The sequence below is a fragment of the Ruegeria sp. CG11 genome (assembly GCF_056537245.1).
On the sequence record NZ_JBQFRE010000004.1, the window covers coordinates 270,529 to 289,092 of the forward strand.

The following is an 18,564-nucleotide window of genomic DNA, read 5'->3' on the forward strand; positions in this document are numbered from 1 at the left end:
GGTTAGGCAGGTCATGTCGCGATATGTGTGGAGAGACCGAACATGATCGACTGGTCCAGGGTCAGACAACTGCGGGATGAGGTGGGCGCCGGTGAGTTTGACGAGGTGGTGCAGATCTTTCTGGACGAGGTGCAGGAAACCATCGAACGGGTGCACCGGGATGCAAACCGGGCCGAGTTCGAGCAGAACATGCATTTCCTCAAGGGCAGTGCGCTGAGCCTTGGGTTCAACCGCTTCTCAAGCCTGTGTCAGGATGCCGAACGCAACGCCGCCGCAGGCAAGGCGGCGGAGGTCGATCTGCCCGCGATTCTGAAGGTCTATGACGAGTCCCGCGCCGTGTTCCTTGCTGGAAAAGCCGCGAATCTGACCTAGATCACGAACTGTGCCAATGTCTCGTCTTCGGTGATGTCGGTATAGGTGAAACCGGCCTCATCCAGATGCGCAAACAGGCGGGCGAAGTTCTCGGGCTTGCGGGTTTCGATGCCAATCAGGACCGAGCCGAAATTGCGCGCCGATTTCTTCATGTATTCGAACCGGGCAATGTCGTCCTCGGGGCCGAGAATGCCCAGAAACTCCTTCAGCGCGCCGGGGCGCTGCGGCAGGCGCAGGATGAAGTATTTCTTGACGCCGGAATAACGCTGCGCCCGCTCCTTGACCTCAGGCAGGCGTTCGAAATCGAAATTGCCACCCGAGGTGACGCAGACCACGGTCTTACCACGGATAAAGCTCTGAATATCGCCCAGCGCCTCGATCGCGAGCGCGCCGGCGGGCTCCAGCACAATGCCTTCGACATTCAGCATCTCGATCATGGTGGTGCAGATGCGGTCCTCGGACAGGACATGCACGTCGGACAAGTGGCGGTCCTTCAACAGCGCGAACGGTTTTGCACCGATTTTCCCCACCGCCGCACCATCGACGAAATTGTCCACTTGATCCAGCGCCACGGGATGCCCCGCCGCCATCGCCGCATGAAGACAGGCCCCACCCTTGGGTTCGACAAACAGGCAATGGGTCCGGTCCCCGAACCACGTCGCCACGCCCGAGGACATGCCTCCACCACCCACGGGCAGGATCACATGATCGGGCAGACCGCCCAGCTGTGCCTCGATCTCAACCGCCAACGAGGCCTGACCTTCGATCACATCCTCATCGTCGAAAGGCGACAGGAAATACCCACCCTGCTGCGCGCACCACGCTTGTGCTGCGGCCAGAGTGTCGTCGAAATAGTCGCCGATCAGGTGAATCTCGATATTGTCACCACCAAAGATGCGGGTCTTCTGGATTTTCTGCTGGGGTGTCGTCACCGGCATGAAGATCACACCCTTCACGCCCAGATGCTTGCACATATAGGCCACGCCCTGCGCGTGGTTGCCCGCGCTGGCGCAGACGAACAGGTCCTGCCCCTGCTGCTTGCGCATGGCGTTGAACGCGCCGCGGATCTTGTAGGACCGCACTGGGCTGAGATCCTCGCGCTTGAGCCAGATGTCCGCGCCATAGCGATCGGACAGATGGGCATTCCGCTGCAACGGCGTCGGCGGAAACACAGTGCGCATCGCCTGTTCGGCGGCGCGGGCGCGGGTCATGAAATCAGTCATAGCGATTTCAGTGACGCATCACCACCGAAAGGGCAAGGAATACATATGTGTACGCGGGTCAGGCAAGTTCGCGTTTTTCGATGAAGACGCCGTACATTGTAGTGAACAGACTGACATTGATCATCGGCAAAACCAAAATTCCAAAGAACACTGTCAGCAGTATCCCCAAAACCGGAATGACAGCCAGCACGGTGAAAACAAGCTGAACAAGTACCTGAAAGAGGAACGCGACAATAAGAAGGGCCAGAATTGACCAGCCCGCCCCGGCAGTGCCAGTCCAAGCCTCGCCAAGTTTGATCGGTTTGCCAATCGCTGCAGCCGGCAGAATGATAGAAAGCCGGTAGAAGCACACGGACAAAAAGATCATGTAGGCAGCAACCAGAACAACCGCTCCGACCGGTGAGCTTTGGAGCAAACCACCAAACAACAACCCACCCGGAATCCAGGCAAGCCCGATCAACAGGCCAAGAAGCAAAGCGCGTCCAAAATACGCAAGAATGCGATCGAAGCGGAACGTTGGGAGTATGCCTGTTGGATATTCTTCAAGCAGGATGAACCGGTGCCAGGAGACCGCGATCCAGAACATGGTGATAAACATCACTGCAAACAGACCGAAAACGAATAGGAAGACCCCACCTGTAGAGGTGCCCGGTGGTAAACCGTCTGCGTCTGACTCAAGGGCTTCCAGCGGAATACCTGATGCCATGAACAACAAAACGATCAGAACCGTTCCAATCAAAGCGGGACCAAAGGTGATCTGTAGAACTTGTTTGAGATTCCCAAACACCATCCGCACCGAGTGCACAAAAATCTGCCAACCCAACATCCTAAAACTGCCCTTTCAACCACTCCTTGTTTTCTTTCCGCCCGTTTCACCGCAAATCCCGTGCCTCGTCAACGCAGATAACTTGCCCCCACGTCCAAAACCCGTTAGGGGCCAATCGTCTTACGAATAAGGGGAAGTCAGATGTCCGCGCCCAAGAAAGTTGTTCTGGCCTATTCCGGTGGCCTTGATACCTCAATCATTCTGAAATGGCTGCAGACCGAGTATGGATGTGAGGTTGTCACCTTCACCGCCGATCTGGGTCAGGGTGAGGAACTGGAACCTGCCCGCAAGAAGGCCGAGCTGCTGGGGATCAAACCCGAAAACATCTATATCGAAGACATCCGCGAGGAATTTGTGCGCGACTTCGTCTTCCCCATGTTCCGCGCCAATGCGCAGTACGAAGGCCTCTACCTGCTGGGCACCTCGATCGCCCGCCCGCTTATCTCGAAACGTCTGGTCGAAATTGCCGAGGCAACCGGCGCCGATGCGGTTGCGCACGGTGCGACCGGCAAGGGCAACGATCAGGTTCGCTTCGAACTGGCCGCTTACGCTTTGAACCCCGACATCAAGGTCATCGCCCCTTGGCGCGAGTGGGATCTGACCAGCCGCACCAAGCTGCTGGAGTTTGCCGAACAGAACCAGATTCCGATTGCCAAGGACAAACGTGGCGAGGCGCCCTTCTCGGTTGATGCCAACCTGCTACACACCTCGTCCGAAGGTAAAGTTCTGGAAGACCCTGCCGATATGGCGCCGGACTATGTCTATCAGCGCACCGTCCACCCCGAGGACGCGCCGAATGAGCCCGAGTTCATCGAGATCGGTTTCGAAAAAGGCGATGCGGTCAGCATCAATGGCGAGGCGATGAGCCCCGCGACCATCCTGACCAAACTGAACGAATATGGCGGCAAGCATGGCATTGGCCGTCTGGATCTGGTCGAAGGTCGGTTCGTTGGTATGAAATCGCGCGGCATCTACGAAACCCCAGGCGGCACCATCCTGCTGGAAGCACACCGCGGGATCGAATCCATCACCATGGACCGTGGCGCGATGCACCTGAAAGACCAGCTGATGCCGCAATATGCCGAGCTGATCTATAACGGCTTCTGGTACAGCCCCGAGCGTGAGATGCTGCAGGCCGCGATCGACAAGTCGCAGGAACATGTCACCGGCACCGTCCGCGTGAAACTGTACAAAGGTCTGGCTTCGACCGTCGGCCGCTGGTCGGATCACTCGCTCTATTCCGAGGCACACGTGACCTTCGAGGAAGATGCCGGCGCCTATGATCAGACAGATGCTGCAGGCTTCATTCAGCTGAACGCGCTGCGGCTGAAGCTGCTGGCTGCTCGGGACAAACGCGTGAAGTAACGGCTCTGCTGGACGAAAAAGTTGAATTGACCGGACAGGTCGCAACTTTGCCGCAGAATTGCCCAGTTGGTTGAACACACAGAACGGGTCGGACCTGCAGAGGTCCGGCCCATTTTTCATTCAATCCAATTGAGGCATTCATGCAGGCAGATCACAGACAGGAGCCCCCGGCTGAATTCGAGTTTCGGGGATCGGCAGCTGAGTTTTTCGGCATCTGGATCGTCAACCTGCTGCTGTCGCTTTTGACCTTTGGCATCTACAGCGCTTGGGCCAAGGTGCGCACCAAGAAATACTTCTACCAAAACACCTATGTCGCCGGGCGCAGCTTTGACTACCACGCGACGGGCGTGCAAATTCTGATCGGGCGGATCATTGTGATCGCCGGGATCGTCGCCTTCACCGTTCTGGGTGCGATTCCGCTGGTTAACCTGGTCCTGCTGCTGGGGTTGGTGTTCCTGATCCCCTACCTGCTGGTGCGGTCGTTGCGGTTTCAGGCACGCATGTCCAGCTGGTCGAACGTGCGGTTCGATTTTCAGGGCAATTGGGGGTCGGCAGCGGCCAACTATTTCCTATATCCCTTCATCGCGGCGCTGACGCTCTATACCACATGGCCGTTCGTGACCCGCTCGATTCAGCGGTTTCACGTGAACGGGCACAGTTTCGGCACCACACCTCTGCATTTCGACAGCCCGATTGCACCATTTTACAAGGCCTTTCTGGCCACGGCTGCCTGGGTCGTGGTCAGTGTCGTCGTGATCGGCACCCTGCTGGGGGTGAACCTGTCTACCTTTGAGGCGTTCGTGACTCTGGAAGATGACCCTGAGGACATCACGGCGATCCTGGCCATTTTATCGATCTATGCGTTTCTTCTGCTGGTTCTGGTCCCGGCCACGATCATCTATCGGGCCATGGTGCGCAACACGGTCTACAACTACACCATTCTGGGCGACGGGCACCGGTTCTATTCGGATGTGAACGCCCTGCGCATGCTATGGATTTCCGTGTCAAACGCGGTGGTTGTCGGTTTGACACTGGGGCTGATGCTGCCCTGGGCACATGTGCGCCGGGTGCGCTATCTGGCCAATCACACCACCTTTATCCCCGCCGGACCGCTGGATGATTTCGTTGGCGACGTCAGCGCGCAAGTCAGTGCCATTGGCGACGCCTACGGGGATATCGAGGGTTTCGATATCGGCATCGCGGTCTGACCTTTGGATACGTTTCCCGAAGAAATCGGCGCGCCTGTCCAGGGGCGCGCCTATCCGCCTCACAGCTCGCGCGAGGTCCCGGTGCGGCTGGCGGTGGGCACCAATACCGTCTGGCTGATTGACGATCAGGGCCAGATCCAGACCCGCTGCACCCCCGAGGAGCTGTCGGTGGAATCCCGCGTCGGGTCAACCGAAAGGCGGGTGAACTTCCCCGATGGCACCCTGTTTCTGACTGACAACCATGCGGCGCTGGAACATCTGATCGCGGACTCCAGCGGATCGCGCCTGCATCACGCCGAGAGGTTCCATCCCCGGTTGATCGTCGTCACGCTGGCCTGTCTGGTCGCGGTCTGGGGCGTTTGGAAATACGGATTGACCATACTGGTTGCGCTGGCGGTATGGATGACCCCCCCGCCGCTTGTGTCCGCCATTGATGCCGGGGTGATGCAGGCGCTGGATCAGATCATGACCCAGCCCAGCGCGCTGAGCGACAGTGACAAGGTCGAAGTACAGGACAGTTTCGACCGGGTTCTTGCGGCTCTGGGTCCCGCGGCCGAGGAACATGACTATACCCTGAAATTTCGCGATCTGCCCGGCATGGGCCCGAATGCCTTTGCCCTGCCGGGTGGCACGATTGTGGTGACCGATGATCTGGTGCGGCGGGTCTCGACCGACGCGCTGGCCGGGGTGATTGGGCACGAGATCGGGCATGTGGCCGAACAACACGGGCTGACGCAGATATACCGCTCGCTCGGGGCGTTTGTGCTGATCGGGATGATGGCGGGCGATACCGGTCCGGTGCTGGAACAGGTGCTGCTGGAGGGCAACCTGATCCTGTCCCTGTCCTATTCCCGCCAGCATGAGTTGGCCGCTGACCGGTTCGGTGTTGATCTGGCCCAAAAGGCCGGGTTTGACCGCAATGGCCTGTCGGATTTCTTCGAGTTGCTGGAACAGGAATTCGGCGATCAGGAGACAGATTGGTTCAGCACCCATCCCCGTTTCGAAGATCGTCAGGAAAACCTGAAATCCATGACCCAAGGTCACTAGGCGCAGGCTATTGCTTGCGCCTGGTCCGGCCCCTAACCCTTTGGGCTGAAACAGGAGGGACCCCATGACACTTGCCGCTATTGCCGATGGCATTCAGAAAAACCTGGTCGGGCGCAGCTTTGAAGGCTCGTTGAAATTCGATTGCGGCGATGACGGGGTCATCGTGCTGGCCGACAATCAGGCCAGCACGCAGGATCGCGACACCGACTGCACCATCCGCATCTCGCAGGACAACCTGACCAAGCTGCTGACCGGCAAGCTGAACCCGATGACCGGGGTGGCACTGGGCAAGCTCAAGATCTCGGGCAATATGGGTGTGGCGATGAAGCTGGGGCAATTGCTGGGCTAAGGCGATAAACTCGTCTCACCACCGCGTGACAAACCATGTCAGCGGATTGCGCCGATGCAAATGTCAGGGCAGCCTGATCCCGAAAGGAGCCCTGCCATGACCCGCATCGCTTTTCCCGACTTTGTCAAACCAACGCTATTGTTTGCGTTGATCGCACTGGCCGCCCTGCTGCGCGCCGCACCCGCACCCGCTGCGGGGACCGAGACCCTGACGGTTGCGGGGGGCTGTTTCTGGTGCGTCGAATCCGATTTCGAATCCGTCCCGGGCGTGATTGGTGCGGTCTCTGGCTATACCGGCGGCAAAACCGCCAACCCGACCTATGATCAGGTCACCAAAGGCGGCACCGGCCATTACGAGGCGGTTCAGATCACCTTTGACCCGGCCCGGGTTTCCCGTGAAACGCTGCTGAACATGTTCTTCCGTTCGGTCGATCCAACCGATGCTGGCGGTCAGTTCTGCGACCGGGGCAACAGCTATCGGACGGCAATTTTCGTCTCTAACACAGGGGAAAAGACGCTTGCGCAGCAGGCCAAGGCAGACGCGCAGCGCGCCTTGGGGCAATCGGTTGTTACCCCGATCCTGCAGCAGGGCACGTTCTATCCGGCCGAGGCCTATCATCAGGATTACTACAAGGGCACCAAGCTGGTCCTGACCCGCTTTGGCCCCAAACGTCAGCACAGCGCCTACAAGGCCTATCGCAAAGCCTGCGGGCGCGACGCTCGGGTCAAGCAGCTCTGGGGCAGCGCGGCACCGTTTGCCGGGTCTTAATCGAACCGCGCCTCGTGCACCTCTTTGAGGTCGGGGATCACATCAGCCGTCCCGTGCCGCGTGACCATCAGGGCCGCGGCACGATTTGCCTGTGCGATCGCCTGCGCCATCGGCATCCCATGATCCATTCCGGCAAGAACATAGCCGGTGAACGTATCCCCGGCGCCCGTGGTATCCACAGCCTGTACCTTATGGGCCGGAAAATCCGAAGCCTCACCGCGATGGAAATACCGCGCGCCTTTTGAGCCCAACGTGACAATCACATGTTCGATCTTCAGGTCAGTCACCGAATGCCCGGTGGCCTCGCGCAACTGCTCGGCCTCGACCTCATTCAGGATCAGGAAATCCAGATAGGGCAGCACGGCCTGCACCGCCGCGGCTTGAAAGGGGGCTGCGGCATAGCAGACGGTCAGGCCCAGCGCGCGGGCCATCTTTGCGGCCTCGACCTGCAGGGTGGTTTCGTTCTGCATCACCAGCAGATCACCCCGCGATGCAGAAGACAGCGCCTGCCCCAGCTGGTCCGGCGTGATTGCATGGTTCGAGCCCGGAAACAGGATGATGTTGTTTTCACCCTGCGCATCCACCGCAATGATAGCATGGCCGGTAGGCACATCAACCTCAGCGATATGGCGCGTGTCCACGCCATATTCGGTCAAACGATCCCGCGCCCAGCGCCCATCCGGCCCCACGGCGCCGATATGCGCCACCTGCGCCCCGGCCCGGGCAGAGGCCACGGACATATTCGCGCCCTTGCCGCCCAGAAACCGATCCAGTCGGTTGGCCGAAAGCGTCTCTCCCGGCCCGGGCAGATGCGGCACATCATAGATCATGTCCGCGTTGATCGAGCCGAGATTCCAAATCGTCATGTGTTACCCGATATCGCAGGAGGCCAGGATGGCCATGTTCAGAATGTCATTCGCCGTCGACACGGTCGAGCAGATCTGGATCGGCTTGTCGATGCCCGACAGGATCGGGCCGATCACAGTTGCTCCGCCCATTTCCTGCATCAGCTTGGTCGAAATCGATGCAGAGTGCCGGGCGGGCACGATCAGGATATTCGCCGGGCCGGTCAGGCGCTGGAACGGATATCCTGCCTGCTGATCCACATTCAGGGCCACATCCACTGTCATTTCACCTTCGTATTCGAAGTCGACGCCGCGTTTGTCCAGAACCGCGGGCGCGCGGTGCATTTTCTCGGCCCGCTCAGACACCGGATAGCCGAAGGTCGAGAAACTGACGAAGGCTACGCGCGGCTCTAGACCCATGTGGCGGGCCACGGCAGCAGAACGCTCGGCGATATTGGCCAGGTCATTCTCATCCGGCCATTCATGCACCAGAGTATCACCGATCAGAACAATGCGCCCCTTGTGCAGCAACGCTGTCACGCCCGCCGCGCCATGGGCGGCGTCGGCATCGAAGACATGGTTGATCCGGTCCAATACATGGGCCGATTTGCGTGTCGCCCCCGTCACGAGGCCGTCGCCATGCCCATGCGCGAGCATCAGGGATGAGAACACATGCCGATCCCGGGCAGCAAGCCGGTGGATGTCCTTACGGTCAAACCCCTTACGCTGCAGGCGTTTGTAGAGAAAATCGTTATAGGTATCGAGATGTGTGGTATTGGCGGCGTTCACCACCTCAAGCTCGCGCACCGCATCGCCCAGACCGGCCTCTTCCAGCTTTTGTTTCACATCGTCCTGGCGGCCCACAACCAGTGCCTTACCAAAACCGGATCGTTGATAGGTCACCGCCGCGCGCAGCACACGGGGATCGTCGCCCTCGGCAAAGATCATCCGGCTTTGCGCCTGACGCGCCCGCGCGTTCAGGCCGCGCAGGATGCTGGCGGTCGGGTCCATGCGGGATTTCAGGCTCAGCTCATAGGCGTCCATGTCGATAATCGGACGGCGCGCCGCGCCTGTATCCATCCCCGCCTTGGCAACAGCTGGTGGGATACGGTGGATCAGACGCGGGTCAAACGGCGTCGGGATGATGTAGTCGCGGCCGAAGGTCAGCGATTTGCCATAGGCCATTGCAACCTCATCGGGCACATCCTCACGCGCCAGATTGGCAAGTGCGTGGGCACAGGCGATCTTCATCTCGTCATTGATGGCGCGGGCGTGGATATCCAGCGCACCACGGAAAAGATAAGGGAAACCCAGAACGTTATTCACCTGGTTCGGATAGTCGCTGCGGCCGGTCGCGACGATGGCATCGACGCGGACCTCATGCGCCTCTTCCGGAGTGATCTCAGGGTCCGGGTTGGCCATGGCGAAAATCACCGGGTTGTCGGCCATGCTGGCGACCATGTCCTGCGTCACCGCGCCTTTGACCGACACGCCCAGGAATACATCTGCGCCCTTCATGGCGTCTTCCAGAGTGCGCAAATCCGTAGTGATCGCGTGGGCCGATTTCCACTGGTTCATGCCCTCGGTCCGGCCCTGGTAAATCACACCCTTGGTGTCACAAACAATGCAGTTCTCATGCCGCGCGCCCATCGATTTGAGCAGTTCGATACAGGCAATCCCGGCAGCACCTGCACCGTTCAGGACGATCTTCACGTCCTCGATCTTCTTGCCCGAGATATGCAGCGCGTTCAGTAGCCCCGCCGCACAGATCACCGCCGTGCCGTGCTGGTCATCGTGGAAGACGGGGATATCCATCTCTTCCTTCAGGCGCTGTTCGATGATGAAACACTCGGGCGCCTTGATGTCTTCCAAATTGATGCCGCCGAAGGTGGGACCCATCAGCTTTACGGCACGGCAGAACTCATCCGGGTCTTCAGTGTCCAGTTCGATATCGATCGAGTTCACATCCGCGAACCGTTTGAACAGGACGGATTTCCCCTCCATCACCGGTTTCGAACCCAGCGCACCGAGGTTCCCGAGACCGAGAACAGCCGTCCCGTTTGAGATCACGGCCACCAGATTGCCCTTGTTGGTATAGTCATACGCGGTCTCGGGCGCTTCGGCGATGGCTTCACATGGAACCGCCACACCGGGGCTGTAAGCCAGCGACAGATCGCGTTGCGTGGTCATGGGAACAGTGGCCTGCACCTCCCACTTGCCGGGGGTGGGGTCCAGGTGAAAGGCCAGCGCCTCTTCTTTGGTGATCTTCGTTTTGGGCATCTTTTTGGTCGTTTCCATGACTTCGGGGCTGTCGCCTCATAGCGCAGGAGAACGCGCGCCTCAATGAGAATGAGTTTTCGGCTTTTACTGAAGATGCGGGATTTGTAAGGTCGCGCCCGGAACACGCCAGAAGGGGGCCGCCTTGTCCACAGTCACGCCGATGATGGCGCAGTATCTCGAGATTAAAGAGGCCCACACGGACGCCCTGCTGTTTTATCGCATGGGCGATTTCTACGAGATGTTTTTTCAGGACGCCGTGAACGCTGCCGAAGCGCTGGACATCGCCCTGACCAAGCGCGGCAAGCACAATGGCGAGGATATCCCGATGTGCGGCGTGCCGGTCCACTCGGCCGAGGGCTATTTGCTGACGCTGATCCGCAAAGGCTTCCGCGTGGCTGTTTGCGAACAGATGGAAAGCCCGGCTGAGGCGAAGAAAAGAGGCTCTAAATCGGTGGTTCGGCGCGATGTCGTGCGTCTGGTGACACCCGGAACGCTGACCGAAGACGCCCTGTTGGAGGCCCGCCGCCACAACTTCCTGGCCACTTATGCCGAGGTTCGGGACGAAGCCGCGCTGGCCTGGGCCGATATCTCGACCGGCGCGTTTCACGTGATGCCTTTGACCTCGGTCCGGCTCAGCCCGGAATTGGCGCGGCTGGCCCCGTCCGAGTTGATCGTGGCTGACGGGGTGCAGGACAAACTGGGCGAGCCGGTGCGTGATCTGGGAATTTCGTTAACGCCCATTGGGCGCGCCAGTTTCGACAGCACCGCTGCCGAAAAACGCATCTGCGGTTTGTTTCACGTGGGCGCGCTGGATGCGTTCGGAAGTTTTGGCCGTGCCGAAGTATCGGCAATGGGCGCGCTGATCGACTATCTGGAGATCACCCAAAAGGGCAAACTGCCCCTGCTGCAAACGCCGCTGAAAGAATCCGAAGACCGCGTCGTGCAGATCGATGCCGCGACGCGACGCAATCTGGAACTGACCCGGTCCCTCTCCGGCGGTCGCGCCGGTTCGCTGCTGTCGGTGGTCGATCGGACCGTAACGCCGGGCGGCGCGCGACTGTTGGAACAACGCCTGTCCAGCCCCTCGCGCAATCTGGACGTGATACACTCCCGACTCGACGCGGTGAGTTTTGCTGCCGAAGACAGCCTGACCGCCTCGGACCTGCGCGAGGCGCTGCGCAAAACGCCGGATCTGGACCGCGCCTTGTCCCGCCTTTCGCTGGACCGCGGCGGCCCCCGCGATCTGGCCGCGATCCGCAACGGGCTGACCCAAGCCGCAGCGATTGCCGGGATTTGCGAAGGGCAGGATCTGCCGGTCCTGCTGGCGACCGCCCTGCAAAATCTTGTTGGCTTTGACGATCTGCAGAACCTGCTGGACGAGGCCCTTGTCGCGGAACCACCCCTTCTGGCCCGCGACGGTGGCTTCATCGCGCCCGGATTCGACGCCGAATTGGACGAAGCCCGCACCCTGCGCGACGAAGGCCGCTCGGTCATTGCAGGGTTTCAACAGAAATACGCGGAACATACCGGCATCACCTCGTTGAAGATCAAGCACAACAACGTGCTGGGCTATTTCATCGAAACCACGGCCACTCATGCCGAGAAGATGCTGAACCCGCCGTTCTCTGAAACCTATATCCACCGCCAGACCACCGCCAATCAGGTGCGGTTCACCACTGTGGAACTGTCCGAGATCGAAACCCGCATCCTGAACGCCGGAAACCTGGCGCTTGAGATTGAAAAGCGGCTCTATCAAAGGCTTTCTGACGAGATTCTGGCCCTCGCCGCCCGCCTGAACCAAGCCGCCCGGGGGCTCGCTGAACTGGATTTGACCACCGCCCTTTCCGATCTGGCACGCGGTGAAAACTGGTGCCGCCCGCAAGTCGACACCTCACGCGCCTTCGATGTGCAAGGCGGTCGCCACCCGGTCGTCGAACACGCGCTGCGCCAACAGAACGGCGATGCGTTCATTGCCAATGACTGCGACCTGAGCGCTGATCAAGGCGCGGCGATCTGGTTGCTGACCGGTCCCAACATGGCCGGTAAATCAACCTTCCTGCGCCAGAACGCCTTGATCGCTTTGCTGGCCCAGATGGGCAGCTACGTCCCCGCCGAGCGGGCCCATATCGGCGTCGTTAGTCAACTGTTCAGCCGCGTCGGCGCCTCGGACGATCTGGCGCGGGGCCGCTCGACCTTCATGGTCGAGATGGTGGAAACCGCAGCGATCCTGAACCAGGCCGACGACCGCGCGCTGGTCATCCTGGACGAAATCGGGCGGGGTACGGCCACATATGACGGCCTGTCCATCGCCTGGGCCACGCTGGAACACTTGCACACAGCGAACCAATGCCGTGCACTGTTCGCCACCCATTACCACGAACTCACCGCGCTGGCCGGCAAGCTGGAAGGCGTCGACAACGCCACTGTCGCGGTCAAGGAATGGGAAGGTGAGGTCATTTTCCTGCATGAAGTGCACAAAGGTGCCGCTGACCGATCTTATGGCGTTCAGGTCGCTCAACTTGCCGGCCTGCCCGCCTCGGTGGTCGAGCGCGCCCGCGTGGTTCTGGACCAGCTGGAGAAAACCGAGCGCGAAGGTGGCAAGCAAAAGGCTCTGATCGACGATCTGCCTCTGTTCTCGGCCGCACCGCCGCCACCGCCTCCGGCGCCCAAAGCCTCACCTGTCACGGATATGCTGGATGACATCCTGCCGGATGAGCTGACCCCGCGCGAAGCGCTGGACCTGATCTACAAACTGAAAGAGGCGGCCAGAACCTGACCGCCTCAATATTGTTCGGATTTTAAGCCGCTTAGCTTGCAGGCGTCGACGACACGCCAACCTGCGCCGGGCGCAGCAGGCGATCATGCAGCATGAAGCCTTCGGCCGAGACCTGAATGATGTCACCGGCACGAGTGCCCGGAACGGGCGCTTCGAACATCGCTTCGTGGATGTTCGGATCAAACCGATCACCAACCTCGGGGGTGATTACCTGAATCCCGTGCTTCTGGAACACGTCTTTCAGCGCGCGCATGGTCAGTTCAACACCTTCCAGCAGACCGGCGGCAACCTCTTTCTGCTCATCGGTCGCGGCCTCAAGCGCGCGTTTCATGTTGTCATAAACCGGCAGCATGTCGCGAGCCAGTTTCGACCCGCCATAGTTTTCCGCATCGCGACGCGCCTTGTCGCCGCGTTTGCGCGCATTCTCGGCGTCCGCCAGCGCGCGCATGAACTTGTCCTTGTAGTCGTCCCGCTCGGCACGCAGCTCATCCAGTTCCAGCGCTTCGTCGCTGAATTCCGCGATTTCTTCGGCCAGCGCTTCCGCTTCGGCTGTTGCGATATCGTCTAGAAAATCTTCGTTCTTGGGCTCTGCCATCTCTTACCCTCTAGCTCCGGTCGGATATCAGCTTGCCGACCAGTTGCGCCGTATAATCCACGATCGGCACGATCCGTCCATAATTCAGACGCGTGGGCCCGATGACCCCGACCGCACCGATTATCTTTCGATCAGCGTTCATATATGGAGACACCACCAAAGAGGAACCCGAAAGTGAGAAAAGTTTGTTCTCAGAGCCGATAAAAATGCGCACACCCTCGCCTTCTTCGGTCAATTCAAGGAATTCGGCGATGTCACGCTTGCGTTCGAGATCGTCAAACAGGCTTCGGATTCGGTCCAGTTCCTCTTCCTGACCCGGTTCATTCAGCAGATTCGCCCGTCCACGCACGATCAGACGGGCCGAGTCGCCTCCGTCCCCGTCCCAGGCGGCCATACCGCTTTCGACCATCGCCCGCGCCAGCGCGTCGATCTCTTGCTTGCGGGCATCGATCTGCGTTTGCATCTGACGGCGCACTTCGCTCAGCGTGCGACCCTCGATCAACGCGTTCAGGAAATTTGCCGCCTCGCGCATCGAGCTGGGTGTTTGCCCCGGTGGTGGCGTGAACAGGCGGTTTTCAACATGTCCATCGGCAAACACCAGAACCACCAGCGCACGGTCATGGGCCAGAGAAACGAACTCAATATGTTTGATCTCGGATTCATGCTTGGGCGTCAGAACCAGTGAGGCCCCGTGTGTCACATGTGACAATGCCGCGCCCACGCGGTCCAGCATTCCGCCCACATCGCCCGCGTTAGAGCCTAATGTCTCATCCAGCTTCTGCCGGTCATCCGCGCCCAGATCGCCAACCTCAAGCAGCCCATCGACGAACATCCGCAGCCCTTGTTGCGTCGGAATCCGCCCGGCACTGACATGCGGACTGTCCAAAAGACCCAGAAACTCCAGATCCTGCATTACGTTGCGGACCGTCGCGGCGCTGACCTTTTCCGACAGGGTGCGAGTCAGGGTGCGGCTGCCAACGGGTTCACCGCTGTCCAGATAGCTTTCGACGATCAGCCGGAACACCTCACGCGACCGGTCGTTCATCTCGTTCAGAATTTTGCTTGCTTCGCTCATCAGCGGCCCCCTGCTGGGTCGTCATTAAATCGCAGGCAAATGAAAGGTCAATCGGGGTTGCATCGTAACGCCGCAGGGCGTTATCCCCAACCCAGCAAACAAAGGATTTCCCATGCGACCCTCAGGACGAGATTTAAGCGAAATGCGCGCCGTTTCAATCGAAACGGGGTTCACCAAACATGCCGAAGGTTCCTGCCTGATCAAAATGGGCGACACCCATGTGCTGTGCACCGCCACGATCGAGGATCGCGTGCCGCCCTTTATCAAGGGCTCGGGCCTGGGTTGGGTTACCGCCGAATACGGCATGCTGCCCCGTGCGACCAACACGCGGATGCGCCGTGAGGCCGCCAGCGGCAAACAAGGCGGCCGTACCGTGGAAATCCAGCGCCTGATCGGCCGCGCCCTGCGTGCCGGTGTGGATCGGGTTGCGCTGGGTGAGCGTCAGATTACCGTCGATTGTGACGTGATCCAGGCCGATGGCGGCACCCGCTGCGCCTCGATCACCGGCGGATGGGTTGCGCTGCGTCTGGCGGTGAACAAGCTGATGAAGGCGGGTGACGTGATCTCTAACCCCTTGGTAGACCCTGTAGCGGCCGTGTCCTGTGGTATTTACGCCGGTCAGCCGGTGCTGGATCTGGACTACCCCGAGGACAGCGAAGCTGGCGTCGACGGCAACTTTATCATGACCGGTTCCGGCAAACTGATCGAAGTTCAGATGAGCGCCGAAGGTTCGGTCTTCAGCCGCGCCCAGATGGATCAGCTGATGGATCTGGCCGAAAAAGGTGTGGCGGAACTGGCCGCAGCGCAAAAGGCCGCCACCGCATGACCCGCAAGTTCGACAGCGACAAGCTGCTGGTTGCCACGCATAACAAAGGCAAGCTCGAGGAGATGGCGCATCTCCTCGAACCCTTTGGCGTGACGGTCATTGGCGCGGCAGAGATGAACCTGCCCGAGCCGGAAGAGACCGAGGATACCTTTGTCGGCAATGCCCGGATCAAGGCTCATGCCGCAGCCAAGGCGACCGGCCTGCCTGCCCTGTCGGACGATTCCGGGATCACCATCGATGCGCTGGACGGCGCGCCCGGCGTTTACACCGCCGATTGGGCCGAAACCGGCAATGGCCGCGATTTCCTGATGGCGATGACCCGCGCCCATAATGAGCTGGAGGCAAAGAACGCCGCCCATCCCCGCACCGCACAGTTCCGCAGCACGCTGGTTCTGGCCTGGCCGGACGGCCATGACGAGGTGTTCGAAGGCATCGCCCCTGGTCACTTGGTCTGGCCGATCCGCGGCGAAGGCGGGTTTGGGTATGACCCGATGTTTGTCCCCGACGGGTACGACATTACCTTTGCCGAGATGGATCGCTGGGAAAAGAACAAGATTAGCCATCGCGGTCGCGCGGTGGAGATGTTCGTGAAAGGCTGCTTTGGCGGATGATTGGCGCAACGGGGGCTTTGGCCTGTACGTGCATTGGCCTTTTTGCGAGGCCAAATGCCCCTATTGCGATTTTAACAGCCATGTTTCAAGAAATATTGATCAAAAACAATGGCTTAACGCGTATCTGCGCGAATTACGCCGCTCGGCTGCCGAAACCCCTGACCGCGTCCTGAATACGATCTTCTTTGGCGGCGGCACCCCATCCCTGATGGAGCCCGACACCGTCGCCGCCGTCATCGACGAGGCTCGCGCACTTTGGCGGCCTGCCAACAACATGGAAATCACGCTCGAGGCCAATCCCGGATCGGTCGAGGCTGGTCGCTTTGCCGCCTATCGCGATGCAGGGGTGAATCGCATCTCGATGGGTGTACAGGCCCTGAACGACGAAGACCTGCGCCGGCTGGGCCGCATTCACACCGTGGCCGAGGCCCGCGCCGCCTTTGACATCGCCCGCAATTGTTTTGACCGGGTGAGCTTTGACCTTATCTACGCCCGGCAGCATCAAACCCCAGACGCCTGGCGCGCGGAACTGACCGAGGCGCTGTCGATGGCCATCGACCACCTGTCATTGTACCAACTGACCATTGAGGAGGGCACTGCGTTCGGTGACCGCTATGCCGTCGGCAAACTGCGCGGCTTGCCAGAGGATGACAGCGCCGCCGACATGTATCTGGCCACGCAAGAGATCTGCGAGGCGCACGGCCTGCCTGCCTATGAGGTTTCAAACCACGCACGGCCCGGCGCGGAATCGCAGCACAATCTGATCTATTGGCGCTATGGCGATTATGTCGGTATCGGACCCGGGGCGCATGGGCGCATCACACTGAACGGTCGAAAATTGGCGACGGAAACCTATCTGTCTCCAAGCGCGTGGCTGAACGCCGTTGAAAACGGGTCCGGAGAAAAACAACGCACAGCGCTTTCTCCGCAAGATCAGGCAAATGAATACCTTATGATGGGTTTGAGGGTTACTGAAGGGCTAGATATTGATAGGTTCAACGCATTGTCGGACCAAGCTCTACCGCAGGATAAGCTGTCTGATCTGGTTGAATTCGGCATGATCGATCTGACAAACGGACGGCTGATTGCCACCAAAGACGGACGAGCGGTTCTGAACGCAGTGATCCGGGAATTGTTGGGATAGATAATGCAATATATCTGGGCCATTCTGGGATTGATCTGCGTCGGGCTTGCGATGGTGGGCATTGTTCTGCCCCTGTTGCCAACGGTGCCGTTTCTGCTTTTGGCGGCGTTTTTCTTCGCTCGATCGTCCTCGCGCTTGCATAATTGGCTGATCACGCACCGCTCGTTCGGACCGTTGATCGTGGATTGGCAAAGCTCTGGCGCCATTCGTCCGGGCGCAAAAAAGGCGGCGACCCTTTCGATCGCCGCCGTGTTTGGATTGTCAATTCTGCTGGCCCTGCCCTCACATGTCCTGATCATTCAGGCCGTGGTGCTGAGCGCGGTGATGATCTTTATCTGGACCCGTCCTAACGGCTGAGCTTGGCGCAAAGATCGTCCAACTGATCTAAGTTTTCATAAGTCAAAACCACCTGTCCGGTTTCGGTTCCGGCTTTGTGATTGATCAATACCTTCATCGCCAGAATCGCGGAAAGGTCCTTCTCAAGCGCCCGTGTGTCCGCATCTTTACCTGCATTCAGATTTCTGGAGCGCGGCGCAGCCTTGGCCGGATCACCGTTCTGCTTCTTCACCAGCGCTTCCGTGGCACGCACTGACAATCCGTCCCGCACAACGACTTTCGCCAGTTCCGACGGATTTTCTGCGGTAATCAGCGCCCGCGCATGGCCGGCAGACAGTTTTCCTTCTATCACCAGCGTCTGCACGTCCAGCGGCAGAGACAACAAACGCAGCAGGTTTGCGATGTGACTGCGGCTTTTGCCCAGGGCTTCGGCAAGTTTCTCCTGTGTATGGCCGAACCGGTCCATCAGCTGCTTGTAGCCCGCCGCCTCTTCAACGGCATTCAGGTCTGCACGCTGAATGTTCTCGATAATCGCGACTTCTAGCACCTCTGTATCGTCAAAATCACGGACGATGACCGGAATATCGTGCAGCTGCGCCATCTGGGCGGCACGCCAACGGCGCTCACCGGCCACGATTTCGTATTCTTTGCCGTTGATTTCCCGCACGATCAACGGCTGGATGATACCCTTTTCTTTGACCGAGGCCGCAAGCTCATCCAGCTGATCCGATGAAAACCTCCGACGTGGCTGGTTCGGGTTGGCACGCAGCTTTTCAATCGGGACTTTCATGTCCGGCCGACGTGGTTCCAACGGGGCCAGACCTTCGGCCTCCTGCGTCACATCTGCCATCAGGGCTGACAATCCGCGGCCCAATCCTCGGGGTTTTGATTTCTTGACGGCCACTGAGCCCTCCTCAC

Annotated in this window: 18 protein-coding genes; 11 read left to right on the plus strand and 7 right to left on the minus strand. The window is 59.6% G+C overall.

What is annotated here, in order from left to right; translation table 11 throughout:
• Nucleotides 1–42 precede the first annotated feature (42 nt).
• A complete protein-coding gene (locus tag ACR0KW_RS12665) occupies nucleotides 43–372 on the plus strand; it encodes an Hpt domain-containing protein (RefSeq protein WP_480805305.1) in 330 nt (109 codons plus the stop codon).
• On the opposite strand, the gene ilvA is transcribed toward ACR0KW_RS12665, so the two are convergent.
• Nucleotides 369–1,595 (minus strand): threonine ammonia-lyase IlvA, encoded by a 1,227-nt coding sequence (gene ilvA, locus ACR0KW_RS12670; protein WP_480805306.1) that lies wholly within the window; start codon nucleotides 1,593–1,595, stop codon nucleotides 369–371. The genes ACR0KW_RS12665 and ilvA overlap by 4 nt on opposite strands.
• Nucleotides 1,596–1,653: 58 nt before the next feature.
• Nucleotides 1,654–2,421, minus strand: a complete 768-nt coding sequence (locus ACR0KW_RS12675; RefSeq protein ID WP_480805307.1) for a hypothetical protein — start codon at nucleotides 2,419–2,421, stop codon at nucleotides 1,654–1,656.
• Nucleotides 2,422–2,562: 141 nt separating this feature from the next.
• On the opposite strand from ACR0KW_RS12675, the gene ACR0KW_RS12680 reads away from it, so the two are divergent.
• The 5 genes from ACR0KW_RS12680 to msrA all read left to right on the plus strand — a co-directional run bounded on the left by ACR0KW_RS12680 (nucleotide 2,563) and on the right by msrA (nucleotide 7,158).
• A complete protein-coding gene (locus ACR0KW_RS12680; protein WP_480805308.1) occupies nucleotides 2,563–3,786 on the plus strand; it encodes an argininosuccinate synthase in 1,224 nt (407 codons plus the stop codon).
• A 140-nt stretch (nucleotides 3,787–3,926) separates the two neighbouring features.
• Nucleotides 3,927–4,994: a YjgN family protein gene (locus ACR0KW_RS12685; RefSeq protein WP_480805309.1), complete on the plus strand. Its 1,068-nt coding sequence runs from the start codon at nucleotides 3,927–3,929 to the stop codon at nucleotides 4,992–4,994.
• A gap of 3 nt (nucleotides 4,995–4,997) precedes the next feature.
• Entirely contained in the window at nucleotides 4,998–6,041 is a 1,044-nt protein-coding gene (locus ACR0KW_RS12690) for a M48 family metallopeptidase (protein WP_480805310.1), read from the plus strand.
• A gap of 64 nt (nucleotides 6,042–6,105) precedes the next feature.
• On the plus strand, nucleotides 6,106–6,390 hold the full coding sequence (locus ACR0KW_RS12695) for an SCP2 sterol-binding domain-containing protein (protein WP_170326135.1): 285 nt from the start codon (nucleotides 6,106–6,108) through the stop codon (nucleotides 6,388–6,390).
• A 96-nt stretch (nucleotides 6,391–6,486) separates the two neighbouring features.
• On the plus strand, nucleotides 6,487–7,158 hold the full coding sequence (gene msrA, locus ACR0KW_RS12700) for a peptide-methionine (S)-S-oxide reductase MsrA (protein WP_480805311.1): 672 nt from the start codon (nucleotides 6,487–6,489) through the stop codon (nucleotides 7,156–7,158).
• Here msrA and ACR0KW_RS12705 read toward each other — a convergent pair.
• Both ACR0KW_RS12705 and ACR0KW_RS12710 read right to left on the minus strand, forming a co-directional pair.
• On the minus strand, nucleotides 7,155–8,024 hold the full coding sequence (locus ACR0KW_RS12705) for a ribokinase (protein ID WP_480805312.1): 870 nt from the start codon (nucleotides 8,022–8,024) through the stop codon (nucleotides 7,155–7,157). The genes msrA and ACR0KW_RS12705 overlap by 4 nt on opposite strands.
• A 3-nt stretch (nucleotides 8,025–8,027) precedes the next feature.
• The gene (locus ACR0KW_RS12710; protein WP_480805313.1) at nucleotides 8,028–10,283 is read right to left on the minus strand and encodes an NADP-dependent malic enzyme; all 2,256 of its coding nucleotides are present in this window, start codon (nucleotides 10,281–10,283) and stop codon (nucleotides 8,028–8,030) included.
• Between the two features lie 160 nt (nucleotides 10,284–10,443).
• On the opposite strand from ACR0KW_RS12710, the gene mutS reads away from it, so the two are divergent.
• Nucleotides 10,444–13,059 (plus strand): DNA mismatch repair protein MutS, encoded by a 2,616-nt coding sequence (mutS, locus tag ACR0KW_RS12715; protein ID WP_480805369.1) that lies wholly within the window; start codon nucleotides 10,444–10,446, stop codon nucleotides 13,057–13,059.
• A 31-nt stretch (nucleotides 13,060–13,090) separates the two neighbouring features.
• Here the strand turns inward: mutS and ACR0KW_RS12720 are convergent, their stop codons facing one another.
• Entirely contained in the window at nucleotides 13,091–13,654 is a 564-nt protein-coding gene (locus ACR0KW_RS12720) for a nucleotide exchange factor GrpE (RefSeq protein ID WP_170326131.1), read from the minus strand.
• A gap of 10 nt (nucleotides 13,655–13,664) precedes the next feature.
• Complete coding sequence (gene hrcA, locus ACR0KW_RS12725) at nucleotides 13,665–14,729, minus strand: heat-inducible transcriptional repressor HrcA (RefSeq protein WP_480805314.1); 1,065 nt, start codon at nucleotides 14,727–14,729, stop codon at nucleotides 13,665–13,667.
• Nucleotides 14,730–14,841: 112 nt separating this feature from the next.
• Here hrcA and rph point away from each other — a divergent pair, with 112 nt between their 5' ends.
• Genes rph through ACR0KW_RS12745 form a run of 4 tightly spaced genes read left to right on the plus strand, consistent with a single transcriptional unit; the run spans nucleotide 14,842 to nucleotide 17,667 of the window.
• Complete coding sequence (rph, locus tag ACR0KW_RS12730; RefSeq protein ID WP_480805315.1) at nucleotides 14,842–15,555, plus strand: ribonuclease PH; 714 nt, start codon at nucleotides 14,842–14,844, stop codon at nucleotides 15,553–15,555.
• A complete protein-coding gene (rdgB, locus tag ACR0KW_RS12735) occupies nucleotides 15,552–16,166 on the plus strand; it encodes an RdgB/HAM1 family non-canonical purine NTP pyrophosphatase (protein WP_170326128.1) in 615 nt (204 codons plus the stop codon). The genes rph and rdgB overlap by 4 nt, the downstream gene beginning before the upstream one ends.
• Nucleotides 16,156–17,310, plus strand: a complete 1,155-nt coding sequence (gene hemW, locus ACR0KW_RS12740) for a radical SAM family heme chaperone HemW (RefSeq protein ID WP_480805316.1) — start codon at nucleotides 16,156–16,158, stop codon at nucleotides 17,308–17,310. Before rdgB ends, hemW begins: the two co-directional genes overlap by 11 nt.
• A 3-nt stretch (nucleotides 17,311–17,313) precedes the next feature.
• Nucleotides 17,314–17,667, plus strand: coding sequence for a YbaN family protein (locus tag ACR0KW_RS12745; protein WP_170430733.1), 354 nt, complete (start codon nucleotides 17,314–17,316; stop codon nucleotides 17,665–17,667).
• Here the strand turns inward: ACR0KW_RS12745 and ACR0KW_RS12750 are convergent.
• Nucleotides 17,657–18,550: a ParB/RepB/Spo0J family partition protein gene (locus ACR0KW_RS12750; protein WP_480805317.1), complete on the minus strand. Its 894-nt coding sequence runs from the start codon at nucleotides 18,548–18,550 to the stop codon at nucleotides 17,657–17,659. The genes ACR0KW_RS12745 and ACR0KW_RS12750 overlap by 11 nt on opposite strands.
• Nucleotides 18,551–18,564: the final 14 nt, after the last annotated feature.

Coding starts and splice junctions, on each gene's coding strand:
- ACR0KW_RS12665 (WP_480805305.1), top strand. CDS start 43: ATGATCGACTGGTCCAGGGTCAGACAACTGCGGGATGAGGTGGGCGCC.
- ACR0KW_RS12695 (WP_170326135.1), top strand. CDS start 6,106: ATGACACTTGCCGCTATTGCCGATGGCATTCAGAAAAACCTGGTCGGG.
- ACR0KW_RS12720 (WP_170326131.1), bottom strand. CDS start 13,654: ATGGCAGAGCCCAAGAACGAAGATTTTCTAGACGATATCGCAACAGCC.
- msrA (WP_480805311.1), top strand. CDS start 6,487: ATGACCCGCATCGCTTTTCCCGACTTTGTCAAACCAACGCTATTGTTT.
- ACR0KW_RS12675 (WP_480805307.1), bottom strand. CDS start 2,421: ATGTTGGGTTGGCAGATTTTTGTGCACTCGGTGCGGATGGTGTTTGGG.
- ACR0KW_RS12710 (WP_480805313.1), bottom strand. CDS start 10,283: ATGCCCAAAACGAAGATCACCAAAGAAGAGGCGCTGGCCTTTCACCTG.
- rdgB (WP_170326128.1), top strand. CDS start 15,552: ATGACCCGCAAGTTCGACAGCGACAAGCTGCTGGTTGCCACGCATAAC.
- ACR0KW_RS12680 (WP_480805308.1), top strand. CDS start 2,563: ATGTCCGCGCCCAAGAAAGTTGTTCTGGCCTATTCCGGTGGCCTTGAT.
- ACR0KW_RS12745 (WP_170430733.1), top strand. CDS start 17,314: ATGCAATATATCTGGGCCATTCTGGGATTGATCTGCGTCGGGCTTGCG.
- mutS (WP_480805369.1), top strand. CDS start 10,444: ATGATGGCGCAGTATCTCGAGATTAAAGAGGCCCACACGGACGCCCTG.
- ACR0KW_RS12685 (WP_480805309.1), top strand. CDS start 3,927: ATGCAGGCAGATCACAGACAGGAGCCCCCGGCTGAATTCGAGTTTCGG.
- ilvA (WP_480805306.1), bottom strand. CDS start 1,595: ATGACTGATTTCATGACCCGCGCCCGCGCCGCCGAACAGGCGATGCGC.
- rph (WP_480805315.1), top strand. CDS start 14,842: ATGCGACCCTCAGGACGAGATTTAAGCGAAATGCGCGCCGTTTCAATC.
- ACR0KW_RS12705 (WP_480805312.1), bottom strand. CDS start 8,024: ATGACGATTTGGAATCTCGGCTCGATCAACGCGGACATGATCTATGAT.
- hrcA (WP_480805314.1), bottom strand. CDS start 14,729: ATGAGCGAAGCAAGCAAAATTCTGAACGAGATGAACGACCGGTCGCGT.